The sequence below is a fragment of the uncultured Thiodictyon sp. genome, assembly GCF_903828115.1.
Classification (GTDB): Bacteria; Pseudomonadota; Gammaproteobacteria; order Chromatiales; family Chromatiaceae; genus Thiodictyon.
In genome coordinates this window covers 1-16,518 of record NZ_CAIKKU010000856.1, presented here as the reverse complement: position 1 = coordinate 16,518, position 16,518 = coordinate 1, and the positions used below count along the sequence as shown (strand labels likewise).

The window sequence follows — 16,518 nt, the reverse complement described above, 5'->3', positions numbered from 1 at the left end:
TGTCGTTGTCGTAATCGTGGTCGGATTATTCGATTACGACAACGAAAACGACAACGACAACGACAGCGTACCCGGGATCTCGATCACCACATCAGTTCTGATCGCACCCTGGCGGTAGCGCCAGCCATGCCAGGTGGGTAAACTAGGGAGCATCTTAACTTCTCCTCGCAACCAGTTGGTTAACATGCGTAATTTACACCGTTCACTACTCTTGGTTGGCGCCCTTGTCAGCCCGTTCGCCGCCCACGCCTTCTCCTTGCCCTGGCTGAGCAAGCCGGCCCCGCGCCCGCCCGCGCCCGCCGCCGCACCGGCCGCGTCTGAGCGCATGGACGCACTGACGCTCGCCGACCGGATCCTCGTCAAGAAATCGGCGCGACGCCTCTATCTGATGCGGGGCAACACCGCCTTGCGTACCTACAAGATCGCACTGGGTTACCAGCCGACGGGCCATAAGCGTTATCAGGGAGACGGACGTACCCCTGAGGGGCACTATTTCGTCGATCAGCGCCGCGACCGGAGCAAGTACCGCAAGGCCCTGCGCATCTCCTATCCAAGCCCGACCGATCGTCTGCGGGCACGGGTGCAAGGCAACGACCCGGGCGGCCTGATCATGATCCACGGCACCCCCACGGCGGGCAGCGAGAAGCGCTCCGGCGATTGGACCTTCGGGTGCATCGCCGTCACCAATATGGAAATCGACGAGATCTGGTCACTCACGACCCAGGGTACCCCGGTCGAGATCCTGCCGTGACGGCTGGCGCACATCGCCCTGCATCGACGCGCATCGATCATCCCAGAAAGAGCAGTTATCCACCTGTGGATCTTAGGATAATGCGCTCGCGTCGGCCGCCCGCTGAGCCGCGGGGCACTGTTGGGTTTGTGACGCCCTACCGCCGCTCGCGGTCCCGCTTTGCTATGGTTTGACTATCCGCATCCCGGGCCGGGCGGACTGCCGCCGGAGAGAAATGTACGACCGTAACGATAGCGCACAGACCATCGGGCCCAAGGTCCTGTACCTCGGTACCGACCCCAATCTACCCAAGCGTATCGCTGCGCTGCTCGCAGAACAGGGGATCGATCTGCGCACCGCCGACGACCATGACGAGGCGGCCCACCCTGCTGCGGGACCCAAGTACCTGGCGCTGATCCTGGAGACCGCGCTGCTCGCGCCCGGTCAGACCCTGCGGGCCTGGATCGAGGCCCTCGCGCGGGATGGCGTCACGGCACGGCACCTGCTGGTCATCACCCACACCAAGGAGATCGGTCTGCGTCTGCAAGCCCTGCGGGTCAATGCAGCGGCCTGCCTGATGGCCCCGGTGGCGACCGATGACCTGGTGGCAGCCTTGCTCGGCGCGTGCCGGGCACAGCCCAAGACGGCCCGTCGGGTGCTGGTGGTCGATGACGACGCCACCCAGACGCTCCTTGCCGAGCGGTTGCTGAGCGCCGCGGGGTTGCAGGTACGCGCACTCACAGATCCACTCAAGGTCCTGGAGGTGCTGGCGGTCTTCGAGCCCGACCTGATCCTGATGGATCTCAATATGCCGGGGGCCGACGGGGCGGAATTGGCGACCATCATCCGCGAGCAGCACGCCTTGCGGGCGGTACCGATCCTGTTCCTCTCCACTGAACGCGACCCTGAGCGGCAGTTGCGGGCACTGAACATGGGCGGCGACGCCTTCATCACCAAGCCGATCGACCCCGGCCTCCTGGCACAGACCGTGACGCAGCGGATCGACGCCTACGCGGCCCTGCGTCGCCGCTCGGACCTGACCGACCAGCGCGACCCCGCCACCGGCCTGGCGACCCGGCGCCATTTCCTGATGATGCTGGAACAGGTGATCGCGCAGCCACCCGCCGCCCACCCAGGCAGTGGTCTCCTGCTGGTGGCCCTCGACGGCACCGCCGAACTCGCGCAACGCCTGGGGCCCGGGGGCCTCGACCTGCTGCGGCAAGCCCTCGGTTTGCGCCTGCGTGAGCAGTTGGAGCCGACCGATCTGGCCGCCTGCCTGGACGACCATTATCACGCCCTGTTGCTGCGGCGCCCGGGGCCGGACACCCTGTTGGAGGCGGTTACGCGACTGCGCGAGACGCTTGCCGTCACGCCACTCACCCTCGCCGGGCAATCCATCGGGGTCCGGCTCAGCATCGGACTGGGCCTCTTGCGCACCAGTCCGGGGGACGCACTGACCCTCATCTCGTGGGCGCAGATGGCCTGTGCTGCGGCCCAGCAGTCCGGCGGTGATCGGCTCGTGATCTATCAACCGAGCGCCCCGGGACCGGAGGACGTCTTCCATGAACAGCGCCTCGACCAGCTGATCGCGCAGGCCCTGATTGGCTCCACCCCAGGCCAGGGCTTCCGGCTCTTTTACCAACCGCTGGCGGCCGTGGGACCCCAGGGCCGACACTGTCTGCAGGTCCTGCTGCGCCTGGCCGAAGAGGACGGGACCTTGATCCCATCCTGGGACTTCCTGCCGATTGCGGAGCGTTGCGGGCGCACTGTCTCGATCGACCGCTGGGTGATGATGCACTCACTGGCGGTCCTCGCCGAGCAGTCCCAGGCACAGCCCGGGCTCGAGCTACTCATCCGCCAGCACCTGGAGACCCTGGCCGCCCCGGGCTGGATACTGTGGCTACGCGACCAACTGAGCACCCAGGGTCTCACTCCCGCGGCCGCCATCCTGGGGCTCACGGTCCCCGATCTGCTCCAACACCGGGGGATCGCCGTGCTCGTGGCGAAGATGTTGCGCAGACTGGGGATCGGGATCTGCCTGTTGGAGGTCGACCAGACCCCAGCCGCCTTGGACCTGGTGATGGAACTGCGCCCGCCCCTGGTCCGGCTCGCCGCCGACACGGTGCGCGAGGCCACGCCGGAGCGCCTGAACGCCTTGGTGCGCCGCCTGCGTCTGCAGGAGGCCGAGGTCATCGCCGCGGGCCTCGACGACCCCGCCCTGATCGGCCCGGTCTGGGCCAGCGGCGTGCGCTATGCCCAGGGCACCCTCATCCAGCCCCCGCTGGCCCAGCCGGTCTTCGACTGGGATGAGGTGGTGGTCGGGTAGTGCCGGGCGTGACCTGATCGTGCAGGAATAGGCCGCCGGCAAGCGCCTAGGCGCCGCCCAGGACCGCCTTACGCAGGCGCCGCTTCTGCACAAACTCACGGGCCGCCGCGGTGGCGGTGAAGAGCGCCAGGTGCTCGTCGCCCGCCTCATCCACGGGTGCCATGGCGGCGTCCGTATAGGTGTCGGCGGGCTCTGCCAGGACCTGGGCCAGGATGCGCCGGTAGCGCCGGAGCATCAGATAGGCCCCCGCGTACTTGCGGACGAACTCCAGCGCGAGCTTGGGGTAGAAGACGGCCGGGTGCTCGATGGGCAGCCCCGGGCGCCGCTCGCAGCGGCGCTTGATGCGCAGCAAGCCGCCCTCCAGAGGGTGGAGACGCTCATAGACGACCGGGGCGTGGAAGGCGAACAGCTTACTCATCATGTGTTTGGGGTCGTAGCCCCAGACGCGGGCGCGGCGCAGCACCGTGGCCACATGCGCGGGGCTGTAGAAGCGGTCCCAGGCCTCGCGATAGATGCCCAGCCATTCGTCCGCGCTCATGAGCGGGTGGTCCGTGGTGACGTGTTGGGTGTCGTAGTTGTTCATGTCCGGGTCCAGCCGGACGCCGGCCTCCACCAGGCGCTGGTGGTCCAGGGAGCCGGGCAGCGGCGTGAGGATGAAAAACTCCAGGATATCGACGGGCAACTCGCGCTGGATGATCGCCAGGTCGCGCCGAATGGTCTCCGGGGTGTCGTTGGGGAACCCCAGGATATAACCGGCATAGGTCAGGACCCCGGCGCCGTGCCAGGCCTGGAGCATGGCGCGGTAGTCGGTGATCTTATTCTGACCCTTCTGCGCGGTCTTGAGCGCATCCGGATTGATACTCTCCATCCCCATGAAGATGCGCGTGACGCCGGCCTTGCCCGCTTTTTCGATGAAATGGGGGATGCGGTGGGATTGGGTGTCGGCCTGGATAACCAGTTGCAGGACGATCCCCTGGCCCTGGAGCGCAATGAGCCGGTCGAAGATCGCCTCCCACTGGGTGTTGCGGGCGAAGTTGTCATCCGTGATGAAGAAGTTCGTGATGCCCTGGGCCCAGTTGGCGCGCACCAGGCGCTCCACGTCGTCGGCGTCGCGATGCCGGGACTTGCGGCCCTGGACGTTGATGATGGTGCAGAAGCTGCACTGGTAGGGGCAGCCGCGCCCGGCGTCGAAGCTTGCCCGCCGGCCCATGGTCAGGCGCACCCGGTCGGCGGGCAGGATGGGCGTGGGCGTGCCGGTCATGTCCGGTAGGTCCAGCAAATAGTTGTAGAGTGGCTTGAGCCCCGCCCCCATCAGGTCCTGTAACATCCCCTCCAGGCGCCCTTCCAACTCCCCGGCGAACAGGGTGATGCCGCCGTCCAGGGCCTCCTGCAACTCCACCGGCCGCTCCTTCAACATCGCCAGGCAGCCGCTCACATGGAAGCCGCCGATCGCCACCGCCACCCCTAGGGCTCGGAAGCGGCGGGCCAGGTCCAGCGCCCGGGGGTACTGGTTGGTCTGCACCCCGACCAGCCCCACCAGCACCCGGGCGCCGCCGGCCTGAAGTTCCCGCACCAGGCGGGCGGGGTCGACCCGGCTGTTGGTCTCGTCGAGCGCCCGCACCCGGATCTCGACCTCGGGGCCCAGCACCCGGCGCTGCGCGCAGTCCAGGGCGATGCCGTAGACCGTGGCCAGGCTGTTGGCCGGCAGGGAGGAGCGCCACCACTGGATCACATAGCCGTCGTCGTCATAATGCGACGGCTTGATCCAAAGAATGTGGACGAGGTTGGGCGGTGTCGTGCGGGCGGCCATAGCGGAACCATTGAGTTGAGGGGGCGACGGATGCGCCGCAGGAAATCGGGGGGGTGAGGTAACAAGCTAAAGATAAACGCAATCGTTGTCGTTGTCGTTGTCGCAATCGTAATCGGACAAGCGATGCAATTTAGGGTGCGAGAGAATCCAGGGCGTTACGATAACCTCGATTACGATTACGATTACGATTACGACAACGACAACGATGCTGCCGACACTCCCTAATGGATTCTCCTGATGGACGTGTTTAACCTCCTTAGTGCACCGTTCCTCGCGGTTACTAATCATCCAACCGCAGCGGCATCCCGTCGTCCTCCTGCTCGATGAGTGAGATCGCCGAGATGGCGCGCGTCATGGCGTCGTGCTGCTCGCCGCCGCCCTGCAGCTTGATCATGAGCCGGACCTCGTTGGCCGAGTCGGCCAGCCGTAAGGCCTCCTCGTAGCTGATCTCCCCCTCCTGATAGAGGTCATAGAGCGCCTGATCGAATGTGACCATCCCCTGCTCACGGGATTTCTTCATCAGTTCCTTGAGCTTATGGACCTCGCCCTTGCGGATCATGTCCGCGGCCAACGGGGTATTGATGAGGATCTCGATCACGGCGCGCCGCCCCTGACCGGACTTGCGCGGGACCAACTGCTGGGCGACGACCGCCTTGAGGTTCAATGACAGGTCCAGGAGGAGTTGATTGTGCGCCTCCGCGGGGAAGAAGTTGATGATGCGATCCAGGGCCTGGTTGGCATTGTTCGCGTGCAGGGTGGCGAGCACCAGGTGCCCGGTCTCGGAGAAGGTGATGGCATACTCCATCGTCGCCCGGGTGCGGATCTCGCCGATCAGGATTACATCGGGCGCCTGGCGCAGGGTGTTCTTCAGCGCCACCTCGAAGGACTCCGTATCGACGCCGACCTCGCGCTGGGTGATGATGCAGCCGTCGTGGTCGTGGACGAACTCGATGGGGTCCTCGATGGTGATGATGTGGCCGGTGCTCAGATGGTTGCGGTAGCCCACCAGGGCCGCGAGCGAGGTCGACTTGCCGGTCCCGGTCCCGCCGACGAAGATCACCATGCCGCGCTTGGTCAGGGCGAAGTCCTTCAACGTCTTCACGACCGGCGGAAAGGTCGGTTCCTCCTTCGGCGCCGGCGGGCGAACGCCTCCCACCTGCACCTGCGGGGCACGCCGGGGCGCCTCCCGCGGCGCCGGCGGCGGCATCAGTTCCTCCAGCGTGGGGATCTTGGTTTCGATCCGGCGCAGCACCATAGCGGCGGCGTCGCGCTGCACCAGGGCACTGACGCGGAAACGCCCGAGCGTAGGTCGATCGATGGCAAACTGGCACTCGTTGGTCTTCAGGAACTCAGCCTTCTGACGCTCGTTCATGAGCAGGAAGACCAGGTCCCGCGCCTGCTCCACGGTGAGCTTGTCCTTGGCCGCCGGGCGCACCACGCCGTCCACCTTGACGCTTGGGGGCCAGCCGGCGGTGACGAACAGGTCCGACGCCTTCTTCTTCACCATCATCGACAGCAACTCTTCCATCGCCTGTTTCAGGTCCATGGTCAGTACCTTGAAGCGTTTGGGGTTAGCGAGGCGGCCGCCGACGCGCGCGCGGGGGCGGGCGGGCGGCAGGATGGAGCGGGGGCGGCGGCGCGCTTACATGAAATCGTCCTTGTTCTGGGCCTTGGCCTTGGCATCTTTGCGGGAAATCAAGCCCTTCTGCACCATCTCCTTGAGATTCTGGTCCAGGGTCTGCATTCCGTGGGCCTGGCCGGTCTGGATGGCCGAATACATCTGCGCCACCTTGGCCTCGCGGATCAGGTTACGGATGGCCGGGGTGCCGATCATGATCTCGTGGGCGGCACAACGCCCGCCGCCGATCTTCTTCAGGAGCGTCTGGGCCACGACCGAGCGCAGGGACTCCGAGAGCATGGAGCGCACCATGTCCTTCTCCGCCGCCGGGAAGACGTCGATGATACGGTCGATGGTCTTCGCCGCGGAGGTGGTGTGCAGGGTGCCGAAGACCAGATGGCCGGTCTCGGCGGCGGTCAGCGCCAGCCGGATGGTCTCCAGGTCACGCATCTCACCCCCCAGGATGATGTCCGGGTCCTCGCGCAGCGCCGAGCGCAGGGCCTCGCTGAAACCCAGGGTATCCTTGTGCACCTCGCGCTGATTGACCAGACACTTCTTGCTGGTGTGCACGAACTCGATCGGGTCCTCGATCGTGAGGATGTGGGCGTACTCGTTGTCGTTTAAGTGGTCCACCATGGCCGCCAGGGTGGTGGACTTGCCGGAGCCGGTCGGCCCCGTCACCAGCACCAGGCCGCGCGGGACGTTCACGATGTCCTTGAAAATCGGCGGGGCTTTCAGGTCCTCCAGGCTCAGGACCTTCGATGGGATGGTGCGGAAGACCGCCGCGGCGCCCCGTTTCTGGTTGAAGGCGTTGACGCGGAAGCGCGCCACCCCCGGGATCTCGAAGGAAAAGTCGGTCTCCAGGAACTCCTCGTAGTCTTTGCGCTGCTTATCATCCATGATGTCATAGACCAGCGAGTGCACGGTACGGTGTTCCAACGCCGGAACATTGATGCGGCGCATATCCCCATCCACCCGGATCATCGGCGGCAGGCCGGCCGAGAGGTGGAGGTCGGAGGCGTTGTTCTTGACGCTGAAGGCGAGTAATTCTGCGATGTCCACGGCTAACTCCGGTTCGGTCCAGGGGACGTCGGCACGGGTCGGAGAGGCCCGACGCGGCCCAGTTCCCCAAGCATAACCCGAAACCAACGCTGATCGCTGTGAGGAAGGCACCGCAATCTTGACGGACACGCCAAGCCCGGCTATCGTGAGGGCTTAAGCCGTCGCGCTTTTGGTCGCCCGGTGATCGATGTTACTGGCCCAGGGAGTGTCCGCACTTGCAATCATCCCCATCTGCTACCGGTTCCGTCGCCGCGGGCCTGCCGCCCGCGACCCTGGCGGACATCATGACGTCCCCGGCCACGGCGGTTCCCGCGGACTATTCGGTCCAGTGGGCGCTGTCCGTGATGCGCGGGCAACGCATCAGCGCCCTGGTAGTGACGGACGCCGAGCGCCCCGTCGGCATCTTCACCGAGCGCGACGCGGTCCGCTTCGCCGCGCAGCACCGGGACGCCGAGGCGGTACCGATCAGCGAGGCAATGCGCACGCCCCCGCTCACCGCCCCGACCGACACGGGCGTTCGCGACGCCTACCGCCTGCTCGCCGAACGGCGGGTCCGCCACCTCATCGTGACCGACCAGGCTGGCCAGGTGGCGGGGATCATCAGCGAGGCGGACCTGATCGACCGCCTGACGACGAAGGACCTCTTGGCCGATACCGATGTGAACGCCATCATGACCCGCGGGGTGGTCACCCTGCCCGAGGACGCGCTGGCGCGCGAGGCCGTCCGCGTGATGGCCGACCGGCACCTGGGCAGCGTGGTCGTCGAACGTCACGGCCGCCCAGTCGGGATCGTCACGGAACGCGACCTGGTCCGTCTGGGCGACGAGGGTGTCGACCTGGTCGTCACCCGCATGAGCGCGATCATGAGTCACCCGGTCCAGACGGTGACCGGCGCCACCCGCCTGACCGAGGCAATCACGCGCATGGAAGAGGCGGGGACCCGCCGACTGGTGGTGGTGGACGAGTCCGGCAACACGGTCGGCATCGTCACCCGCCACGACATGTTCAAGGTGGTGCACGACTGACCAAGGCCACCTCCGGCCCCGCCCGCGCACTGACGGGGTCCGTCGCGCCCGCGATGACCCCGGACCCGGGGCGAGCGTCGCTGCCGGTGATGGCAGCCCACCCTGCCCGCCTTGGGCCGTCTCGCCCGCGACGACCGTTTTCTGCGTGCTCAGCACGGCTGCATGTGGCCGCCGACTCGTCGGTCTGAGGCAAAGCCTCGCTAAACGTCACCATGACCCGTCGCATCCTCCCCATCGGCATCCAGACCTTTCGCGAGATCCGCGAGACTGACTGCTACTATGTCGACAAGACCGGCTTTGCCCTGCAGTTGATCGAGCAGGGCAAGTATTATTTCCTGTCGCGCCCGCGCCGCTTCGGCAAATCACTGTTCCTGGATACGCTCGCCGAGGTCTTCAGCGGCACCGAGGCCCTGTTTCGCGGGCTCCAGGCGCACGGACGCTGGGACTGGGGGCGGCGCTATCCGGTCGTCCGGCTGAGCTTTGCCGACGGCGTCCTGCGCAGCCGCTTCGAACTGGACGAGAAGATCGGCGAACTGCTGACCGACAACGAGGCCAGGCTCGGCGTCAAGAGCCCCCACCGCAGCATCTCCGGACGCTTCCACGGTCTGATCAGCGCGGCGCACGCCCAGCACGGTGAGCGCGTGGTGGTCTTGGTGGACGAATACGACAAGCCCATCCTCGACAACCTGACCGACCCGGCCGCCGCGCGCGAGATTCGCGACGGGCTGCGCAACCTCTACTCGGTGATCAAGGGCGCCGACGCCGACATGCGCTTTGCCTTCCTGACCGGGGTCAGCAAATTCAGCAAGGTCAGTCTCTTCTCGGGACTCAACAACCTCAACGACATCACGGTCGACACCAAGTACTCGGCCATCTGCGGCTACACGGAGACCGACCTCGACCAGGTCTTCGCGCCCGAACTCGCGGACCTTGATCGTGACGAGATCCGCGCCTGGTACAACGGCTACAACTGGACCGGCGAGGCGGTCTACAACCCCTTCGACCTGTTGCTGCTCTTTCAGAAGCGCCAGTTCCGCCCCTGGTGGTTCGAGACCGCGACGCCGACCTTTCTGATCAAGGTCCTGACTGAGCGCGAGGTCTGGCTCCCCGCGCTGGGCCAATTGGAGACGGACGCCGCACTCCTCTCTGCCTTCGATGTGGACCGCATGACGACCGAGGCCCTGCTGTTTCAGACCGGCTATCTGACCATCGATCGCGAGGAGGTCGTCAGCGGCAGTTGGTTCTACCGCCTGCGCTATCCCAACCGCGAGGTCTACCAAAGCCTCAACACTGCCCTGCTGGAGGCCTGGACCCCGGCCGCAGCGGCCGACGGACGCCGGCGCAAGTCGCTCTACCGCCTGCTTGAAGCCAACGACTTCGCGGGCCTGGCGCAGCACTTCACCGCCTTCTTCGTCGGCATCCCGGGCGACTGGTATCGCAACAACCCCATCGCCCGTTACGAGGGCTATTACGCCAGCGTCTTCTATGCCTGTTTCGCCTCGCTCGGCCTGGACCTGACCCCGGAGGAGAGCAGCAACGCCGGACGACTGGACCTGGCCCTGCGCTTCAATGACCAGGTGTATCTGTTCGAGTTCAAAGTAGTCGAACTGGCCGCCGCGGGGCGCGCGCTCCAGCAGCTCAAGGACCGCGGCTATGCCGACCCCTACCGGGCAAGCGGCCAACCGATCCACCTGATCGGCGTCGAATTCAGCCGCAAGCGGCGCACGGTGGTCGGGTTTGAGGTCGAGAGTTTGTGAGGTCCGGATCGCCGCGGATGAGCAACAGACCCTATGGGACCTGGCCCCTCGGGCCGGACGGGGCATTCGCCCCGTCCGCAACGTTTTCTCCGGACTCGCAGGCCCACGGCAGTGATCAGGGACAGAATAAACATGCGGGACGGGGCGAATGCCCCGTCCCGCCCGCTGAACGCTCGTCCTCAGGTTGACGATTGCGCATCCGTCAAACTCCGTCAAACGCTGGTTTTATTTGCGTTCAATTGCGGACTAACCCTCTTTGCTTGCCTCACCCGCCCGCCGCCTCCATCCGCCCCGCCTTCTCCAACACCATCGCCTCCAGCCCCTGCTTATACGCAACCATCCGCGCCCGCAGGGCCGGGTCCGCGGTCCCCAGGATCTGGACGGCGAGGATGCCGGCATTCCTGGCGCCGTTGATGGCGACGGTGGCCACCGGCACCCCCGCGGGCATCTGCACGATGGAGAGCAGCGAGTCCTGACCCGACAGGGCGGAGGTCTTGATCGGCACCCCGATGACCGGCAGCGGGGTGAGGGCCGCCGCCATGCCCGGCAGGTGGGCAGCGCCGCCGGCACCGGCGATGATGACTTGCAGGCCGCGGGCCGCCGCGCTCTCGGCATAGTCATAGAGACGTTTGGGGGTGCGGTGGGCGGAGGCGATGGTCATCTCGTAGGGGATGCCAAACTCGCGCAGCAGGTCTGCCGTCTCCTGCATCACCGGCAGGTCCGAGTCGCTGCCCATGATGATCCCGACCAGCGGCCGGGCCCCCGGGCCGGGCGCCGTTGCATTCACAGTGGTACTCATGGATGGTCCTCGGCGGTAATCTCGATGATGGCGCGGACGCGCTCCGCCTTGTGCCGTGCGCTCGCCAGATCCCGGTCGAGCACCGTCACATGGCCCATCTTGCGCAGGGGCGCGGCCGCGGCCTTGCCGTAGATGTGCACGCAGACCCCGGGAATGGCGAGCGCGGCGGCCAGCCCCTTGATGACCGGGCGCCCCCGGTGGCCGGGCGCGCCGAGCAGGTTGATCATGACGGCGGGCGAGAGTTGGTCGGTGGCGCCCAGCGGCAGGCCGAGCACGGCACGCAGGTGCTGCTCGAACTGGTCGGTCATGTTCGCCTCGATGGTGTGGTGGCCGGAGTTGTGGGTGCGCGGTGCCACCTCGTTGACCAGCAGGTCCCCGGTCTCGGTCAGGAACATCTCGATCCCGAAGACCCCGACGCCGTCCAGGGACTCCACCGTGCGCTGGGCCAGTGACGCGGCGGCGGCGGCGATCACCCGCGAGACCTCGGCCGGGGCCAGCAGCATGTCGAGCATGTTGCCCGCCGGGCGCATCTGCATCTCCACCACCGGGTAGCAGCGACAGTCGCCGTCGCGCCCGCGCGCCACCAGTACCGCCAGCTCCTTAGTGGCGGGGATGAAGCGTTCAACCAGGGACGGCACCGGCAGGTGCTGCGGATAGTCGGCCGCGCTGCGCATGACGACCACCCCGCGCCCGTCGTAGCCGCCGCGGCGTGCCTTCTGGACCAGTGGATAGCCGAAGGCGGCGAAGGCCTCGGCGGTGGGCACCGGCATGGGGATGAAGGGCGCGGTGGCGATACCGGCGTCCGTCAGCGCCTGCTTCTGGGTCAGCTTGTCCTGGATCACCGCCAGCACCCGGGGGGACGGATAGATCCGGCGGCCCTCGCGCACCAGTTCCTCCAGGGTGTCGCTGTCGATGTCCTCGATATCGAAGGTGGTCACGTCGCACGACTCGCACAGTTCCCGCAGCTTCGCCGGGTCGTGATAGTCGCCGACGATCTGGTGCCCGGACACCTGCCCGGCGGGCGAGCCGGGGGTCGGGTCCAGCACCACGCAGGTGCAGCCCAGGCGCTTGGCCGCCTTGACCATCATGCGCCCGAGCTGGCCGCCGCCGATGATGCCGATACGGGCTACTGGGTAGGGAAAAACATCCATCGGCTAATCCTGTCCGTTATCGATGCAATTGTGAAGCCCTGGGGGCACGGGTTCCCACCCGCGCCCCCGCCGAAGGGGTGTCGTGGCCCCCTACCCCGCCGCCGCGTCAAAGAGCCCGTTGACACGGTTCCAGTTCACCACCGGCCACCACCCCTTGAGGTAGTCCCCACGCTTGTTCTGGTGTTTCAGATAGTAGGCATGCTCCCAGACGTCGTTGGTCAGGATCGGCTTGCCCTTCACCTCGGCCAAGTCCATCAGCGGGTTGTCCTGGTTCGGCGTGGAGATGATCCGGAGCTTGTCCCCGGTCCAGACCAGCCACACCCAGCCGGAGCCGAAGCGCTTCAGGCCCGCCTCCTCGAACGCCTTGGTGAAGGCGTCCCAGGAACCGAAGTCCTTATCGATCTGGGTCTTGAGCGCCGCCGACGGCTCGCCGCCCTGACCCACCGGGGCCATCAGAGTCCAAAACAGGGTGTGGTTGTAGTGACCGCCGCCGAGATTGCGCGCCGCCGTCGACTTGGAGGCGCCCGCCAGCAAGGCCTCCAGGGTCTTGCCCTGAAGCTCCGGGGTGGCGGCCACGGCCTCGTTCAGGGCCTTCACATAGCCGGCGTGGTGGCGGTCGTGGTGGATCTCCATGGTCGCCTTGTCGATCACCGGCGCCAGTGCATCGGCGGGATAGGGCAAGGGGGCGAGGGTGAAGGCCGGCGCCGGGACCTGGGCCGGGGCGGCGGCCGGGGCCGGGACCGGCGCATCGGCCGCCAACGCGGCACCGCCGCAGGGCGCCAGCGTGGCGAGCGTCACGGCGAGGGTCAAGGCCAGTGCTCTGGGCTGCATAGCGTTCTCTCGGTGGTTGGATGAATCGGGATCAGGCATGAGGCGGGCGCGTCCGGCGGACGCAACCGCCGCAAGAACCGCTTAATTTGGGGCTGACCAGCAGCGGCTCCAAGCCCTCGGGCCTGAGTCGGGCGCCGTTGGCGAGATCCCTTGGTATTCCTCATCGATGATCCGGGCGTCGTCGGCGCGGCTCAGTCCGATATCAGCGACGTGGGTTGCCGTAATACCGAGTCGTTGCAGGTGACTAGGGGTGCTGCGCGGCAATCCCTGATCGAGCAGCAGGGGGATCACGCCGCCCCCAAGGTGATGATCTGGTCCTCGACACTCTCAGCCGCGTACTCCAGGGCCTGGCGGATGTCCTCATCCTCCAGTTCGGGATACTCGCGCTTGAGTTCGGCGCGGTCCGGGTACAGGGCGACGGCCGCGACGACGCGCCGCACGGTGAGCCGCAGATCGCGGATGCAGGGCTGACCGTTCATGCGGGCGGGGTTGCTGGTGATGTGGTCGAAGCGGTAGGGCATGGTCAGGGTACCGAACCAGGGGTGGAACTTGGCGGCCATTATGCCCGATAGGTTGGGGTTCGTTCCTGACCCCGACCTAAGGCATGGCGGATTTTTTGCCCATCGGGCACTGCTTGCCCGGCCCTGCGCTTGGGAACGAGGCGATGAGGGGGGAACCGGAGGCTGCGGTAACCTGCGAGGCAGCGGCGGCTTGCAAGGTCGCCCCACCGGGGCCCGGCCTGACTTTCACGGTAAAGTCTCGATCTCCGGTTTAGGGATGATCCCAAGGGCTGGACGGGGTTTCAAACCCCGTCCCGCACGGGTGCCGCGGAATCGCACCGACAGGTCGGCGGCACCATGGGACACCGAAGGTAAAGGCTATAATCCCCCCATCCCCAACACCGGCAGACGCCCCCATGTCACTGCAACCCAAACCCCATCTGAGCTTCGAGGACTGGCTGGAAGGCGAGCGCGCGGCCCTGGAGGGCCGCAGCGAGTATATCGGCGGCGAAGTCCTCACCATGACCGGGGGCAGCGCGGCCCACAACACCATCGTGACGAATGTCGGCGGCCAACTGTGGACGCAGATGCAGGGCCGCCCCTGCCAGGTCTACGCCAACGACATGAAGGTGCGGGTACGCGCGGCCAATGCCGGGACCTATCCGGACCTGGTCGCCTTCTGTGCCAAGCACGAGTTCCAGGACGGGCGTCGCGACCTGCTGCTCAACCCGAGCCTGATCGTCGAGGTCCTCTCCGATTCCACCGAGGCCTACGACCGCGGCGGCAAGTTCGCGCTCTATCGCCAGATCCCGAGCCTGCGCGAATACCTGCTGGTCTCCCAACACCAGGTCCAGGTCGATCTCTATACCCGCGGGGAGGGCGACCGCTGGACCCTCACCGACTTCGCCGCCCTGACCGACCGCGTTCCCCTCACCAGCGTGGACTGCACCCTGGTGCTCGCGCAGATCTACGACAAGGTGGAGTTCGAGGCCGACTGAACCCGCACCCCCATTGAAGGGAGGTCGAAGAGCTTGAGGATCTGCGCGACGACGATCTACACTGCACAACGCTGTCTACACGGGAAGGCCCCCATGGCTCTCAACATTCGCAACGCGGAGACCGAACGCCTCGCCGAGCGCGTCATCACCCTGACCGGTGAGACCAAGACCGCGGCTGTCACCCAGGCGCTGCGCGAACGCCTGGAGCGCCTGGAGCAGGCAGCGGGACGACACCGGCTGGCGGACGAACTCGATGCGATTGCCCGGCACATGGCCGGTCTGCCCGTGCTCGATCCCAGATCCGCCGACGAGATACTCGGCTACGACGGCCACGGGCTGCCGCGCTGATGGTCATCGATCCCTCGGCCCTGCTCGCGGTACTGCAAGACGAGCCGGAGCGCCGGGCGTTCAATGAATTGATCGAAGCGGCAACCCGGCGGCGTTTATCGACCGCGAGCCTGGTCGAACTGTCCATCGTCATCGAGGCCCGTCAGGGTGCGGAAGGCATCCGCGACCTGGACCTGTTCCTGGCGACTGCCGCAATCGAGCTGGTGCCCTTCGATGCGGTGCAGGCGCGGCTTGCCCGCGAGGGGTTTCGCCGCTTTGGCAAGGGCCGCCACCCCGCGGGGCTCAACCTGGGCGATTGCTTTTCCTATGCCCTCGCCCGCGTACTAAACGAGCCATTGCTGTTCAAGGGCGATGACTTTCCGCGCACGGATGTCACGGCTGCTTATGTCGCCGACTGAATAAGACCCCTCGCTCGACCGGTTCCCAAAGCCCCGCTTGGAAACGAGGAGGACGAGGGAAACCTCAACCGGAGGTCGAGGCTTCAGCCGGTGGGCGTCCCACGGATAGCACTTGGATCTTGGTCCGGCGTCGACCGGCTTAAGCCTCGACCTCCGGTCGGGCGCGCACGCGGCTCGCCCGCAATCGCGGCTAGACTCAAGGGCCGGACGGGTGCATTCGCCCCGTCCGGGACGTTTTTCCGGGACGGCCGGTTCCCACTGGTGGTCGGCGCCGGGAAAAACGTTCGGGACGGGGTTTCAAACCCCGTCCCGCGCGGGACTGACATACTGCCGTGATCGCGGGGGCCCGGCGACGCGAAAAAGGGGAAAGGGTAAGAGTCATAAAGTGTAAAGGTTAAAGGTCCTGGGCCAGCCGCAGACCGAGCCTTTCGTTGCGGTAGCCGGGAGTGTACCTGTAGCGGTACGAGACGCGCGTGAGCCAGGCGTCGTCGCTCCAGGAACCGCCGCGCAACACCCGGCCAGCGGTACACGGATCAGCCCCCCACACCGAGCCGTCGGACGGGGCGCCGGCGTAGCTGTCGTGCCAGCAGTCCTGCACCCACTCCCAGACGTTGCCCACGGTGTCGTAGAGCCCGAAGGCATTGGGCTTGAAGGACCCGACCGGCGCGGTTTCCTTGCCGTCCCATTGGCTGCCGCAGTCGTAACAATTGGCATTGCCCTTACCCAGGTCCTTGCCCCACCAGTAGGGCGTCGGGGTCTTGGCACGGGCCGCATATTCCCATTCGGCCTCGCTCGGCAGGCGGTAGGGCTGGCCCTTGCCGTCGGCATTCAAGCGCTTGAGAAAGTCTTGAATGTCATTCCAGGAGACGTTCTCTACCGGTCGGTCATCGCCTTTGAAGCGCGCCGGATTGGCGTCCATCACCGCCTGCCATTGCCCCTGGGTGACCTCGTACTTGCCCATACGGAAGGGCCTGACCTTGACCTGATGCACCGGCCGCTCGCTCTCGAAGCACTGGCCATCCCCGCAGGGCAATTGCATCAAAAATCCCTAATATTAGCCGTTCCCGATTTAGCCCAGTCTTAGGTCAGTTCTCCGCACCTACACGCCAGGGATGCGCCCTTTTCAGAGGCTTTTTCCCCAACATGCCTGGCCAATAGCACAAGC

Annotated in this window: 16 protein-coding genes; 7 read left to right on the top strand and 9 right to left on the bottom strand. The window is 66.2% G+C overall.

The features are described 5' to 3' along the window. Positions 1–184 precede the first annotated feature (184 nt). A complete protein-coding gene (locus tag QZY48_RS32055) occupies positions 185–751 on the top strand; it encodes a L,D-transpeptidase family protein (RefSeq protein WP_295438343.1) in 567 nt (188 codons plus the stop codon). A gap of 214 nt (positions 752–965) precedes the next feature. Beyond that, positions 966–3,056, top strand: coding sequence for a response regulator (locus QZY48_RS32050; RefSeq protein ID WP_295438342.1), 2,091 nt, complete (start codon positions 966–968; stop codon positions 3,054–3,056). A 46-nt stretch (positions 3,057–3,102) separates the two neighbouring features. Here QZY48_RS32050 and QZY48_RS32045 read toward each other — a convergent pair whose 3' ends face one another. The 3 genes from QZY48_RS32045 to QZY48_RS32035 form a co-directional block, all read right to left on the bottom strand. Next, positions 3,103–4,866 (bottom strand): radical SAM protein, encoded by a 1,764-nt coding sequence (locus QZY48_RS32045; protein WP_295438339.1) that lies wholly within the window; start codon positions 4,864–4,866, stop codon positions 3,103–3,105. 280 nt (positions 4,867–5,146) lie between these two features. After that, on the bottom strand, positions 5,147–6,412 hold the full coding sequence (locus QZY48_RS32040) for a PilT/PilU family type 4a pilus ATPase (protein ID WP_295438337.1): 1,266 nt from the start codon (positions 6,410–6,412) through the stop codon (positions 5,147–5,149). 96 nt (positions 6,413–6,508) lie between these two features. Beyond that, entirely contained in the window at positions 6,509–7,546 is a 1,038-nt protein-coding gene (locus QZY48_RS32035) for a type IV pilus twitching motility protein PilT (protein WP_295438335.1), read from the bottom strand. 215 nt (positions 7,547–7,761) lie between these two features. Here QZY48_RS32035 and QZY48_RS32030 point away from each other — a divergent pair, with 215 nt between their 5' ends. Further along, positions 7,762–8,571, top strand: coding sequence for a CBS domain-containing protein (locus QZY48_RS32030; RefSeq protein WP_295438333.1), 810 nt, complete (start codon positions 7,762–7,764; stop codon positions 8,569–8,571). Positions 8,572–8,783: 212 nt separating this feature from the next. After that, positions 8,784–10,328: an ATP-binding protein gene (locus tag QZY48_RS32025; RefSeq protein WP_295438332.1), complete on the top strand. Its 1,545-nt coding sequence runs from the start codon at positions 8,784–8,786 to the stop codon at positions 10,326–10,328. Between the two features lie 265 nt (positions 10,329–10,593). Here the strand turns inward: QZY48_RS32025 and purE are convergent, their stop codons facing one another. From purE to QZY48_RS32005, 5 genes are all read right to left on the bottom strand, one after another. Beyond that, on the bottom strand, positions 10,594–11,127 hold the full coding sequence (purE, locus tag QZY48_RS32020; protein ID WP_295438329.1) for a 5-(carboxyamino)imidazole ribonucleotide mutase: 534 nt from the start codon (positions 11,125–11,127) through the stop codon (positions 10,594–10,596). Beyond that, the gene (locus QZY48_RS32015) at positions 11,124–12,278 is read right to left on the bottom strand and encodes a 5-(carboxyamino)imidazole ribonucleotide synthase (RefSeq protein WP_295438327.1); all 1,155 of its coding nucleotides are present in this window, start codon (positions 12,276–12,278) and stop codon (positions 11,124–11,126) included. The genes purE and QZY48_RS32015 overlap by 4 nt, the downstream gene beginning before the upstream one ends. 90 nt (positions 12,279–12,368) lie before the next feature. Further along, positions 12,369–13,109 carry a superoxide dismutase gene (locus tag QZY48_RS32010; RefSeq protein WP_295438325.1) on the bottom strand — a complete coding sequence of 247 codons (741 nt, stop codon included), beginning with the start codon at positions 13,107–13,109 and terminating at the stop codon, positions 12,369–12,371. 81 nt (positions 13,110–13,190) lie between these two features. Then, entirely contained in the window at positions 13,191–13,400 is a 210-nt protein-coding gene (locus QZY48_RS35170; protein WP_366929818.1) for a DUF5615 family PIN-like protein, read from the bottom strand. Beyond that, positions 13,397–13,669, bottom strand: coding sequence for a DUF433 domain-containing protein (locus QZY48_RS32005; RefSeq protein ID WP_295438323.1), 273 nt, complete (start codon positions 13,667–13,669; stop codon positions 13,397–13,399). Before QZY48_RS32005 ends, QZY48_RS35170 begins: the two co-directional genes overlap by 4 nt. A 356-nt stretch (positions 13,670–14,025) precedes the next feature. Between QZY48_RS32005 and QZY48_RS32000 the strand changes: the two genes are divergently transcribed. The 3 genes from QZY48_RS32000 (at position 14,026) to QZY48_RS31990 (ending at position 15,353) form a co-directional block, all read left to right on the top strand. Then, entirely contained in the window at positions 14,026–14,607 is a 582-nt protein-coding gene (locus QZY48_RS32000; protein WP_295438320.1) for a Uma2 family endonuclease, read from the top strand. A 93-nt stretch (positions 14,608–14,700) separates the two neighbouring features. Then, complete coding sequence (locus tag QZY48_RS31995) at positions 14,701–14,955, top strand: type II toxin-antitoxin system VapB family antitoxin (RefSeq protein WP_295438317.1); 255 nt, start codon at positions 14,701–14,703, stop codon at positions 14,953–14,955. Beyond that, positions 14,955–15,353, top strand: a complete 399-nt coding sequence (locus tag QZY48_RS31990; RefSeq protein WP_295438315.1) for a type II toxin-antitoxin system VapC family toxin — start codon at positions 14,955–14,957, stop codon at positions 15,351–15,353. Before QZY48_RS31995 ends, QZY48_RS31990 begins: the two co-directional genes overlap by 1 nt. A 394-nt stretch (positions 15,354–15,747) precedes the next feature. Here the strand turns inward: QZY48_RS31990 and QZY48_RS31985 are convergent, their stop codons facing one another. After that, complete coding sequence (locus QZY48_RS31985) at positions 15,748–16,392, bottom strand: formylglycine-generating enzyme family protein (protein ID WP_295438313.1); 645 nt, start codon at positions 16,390–16,392, stop codon at positions 15,748–15,750. Positions 16,393–16,518 lie beyond the last annotated feature (126 nt).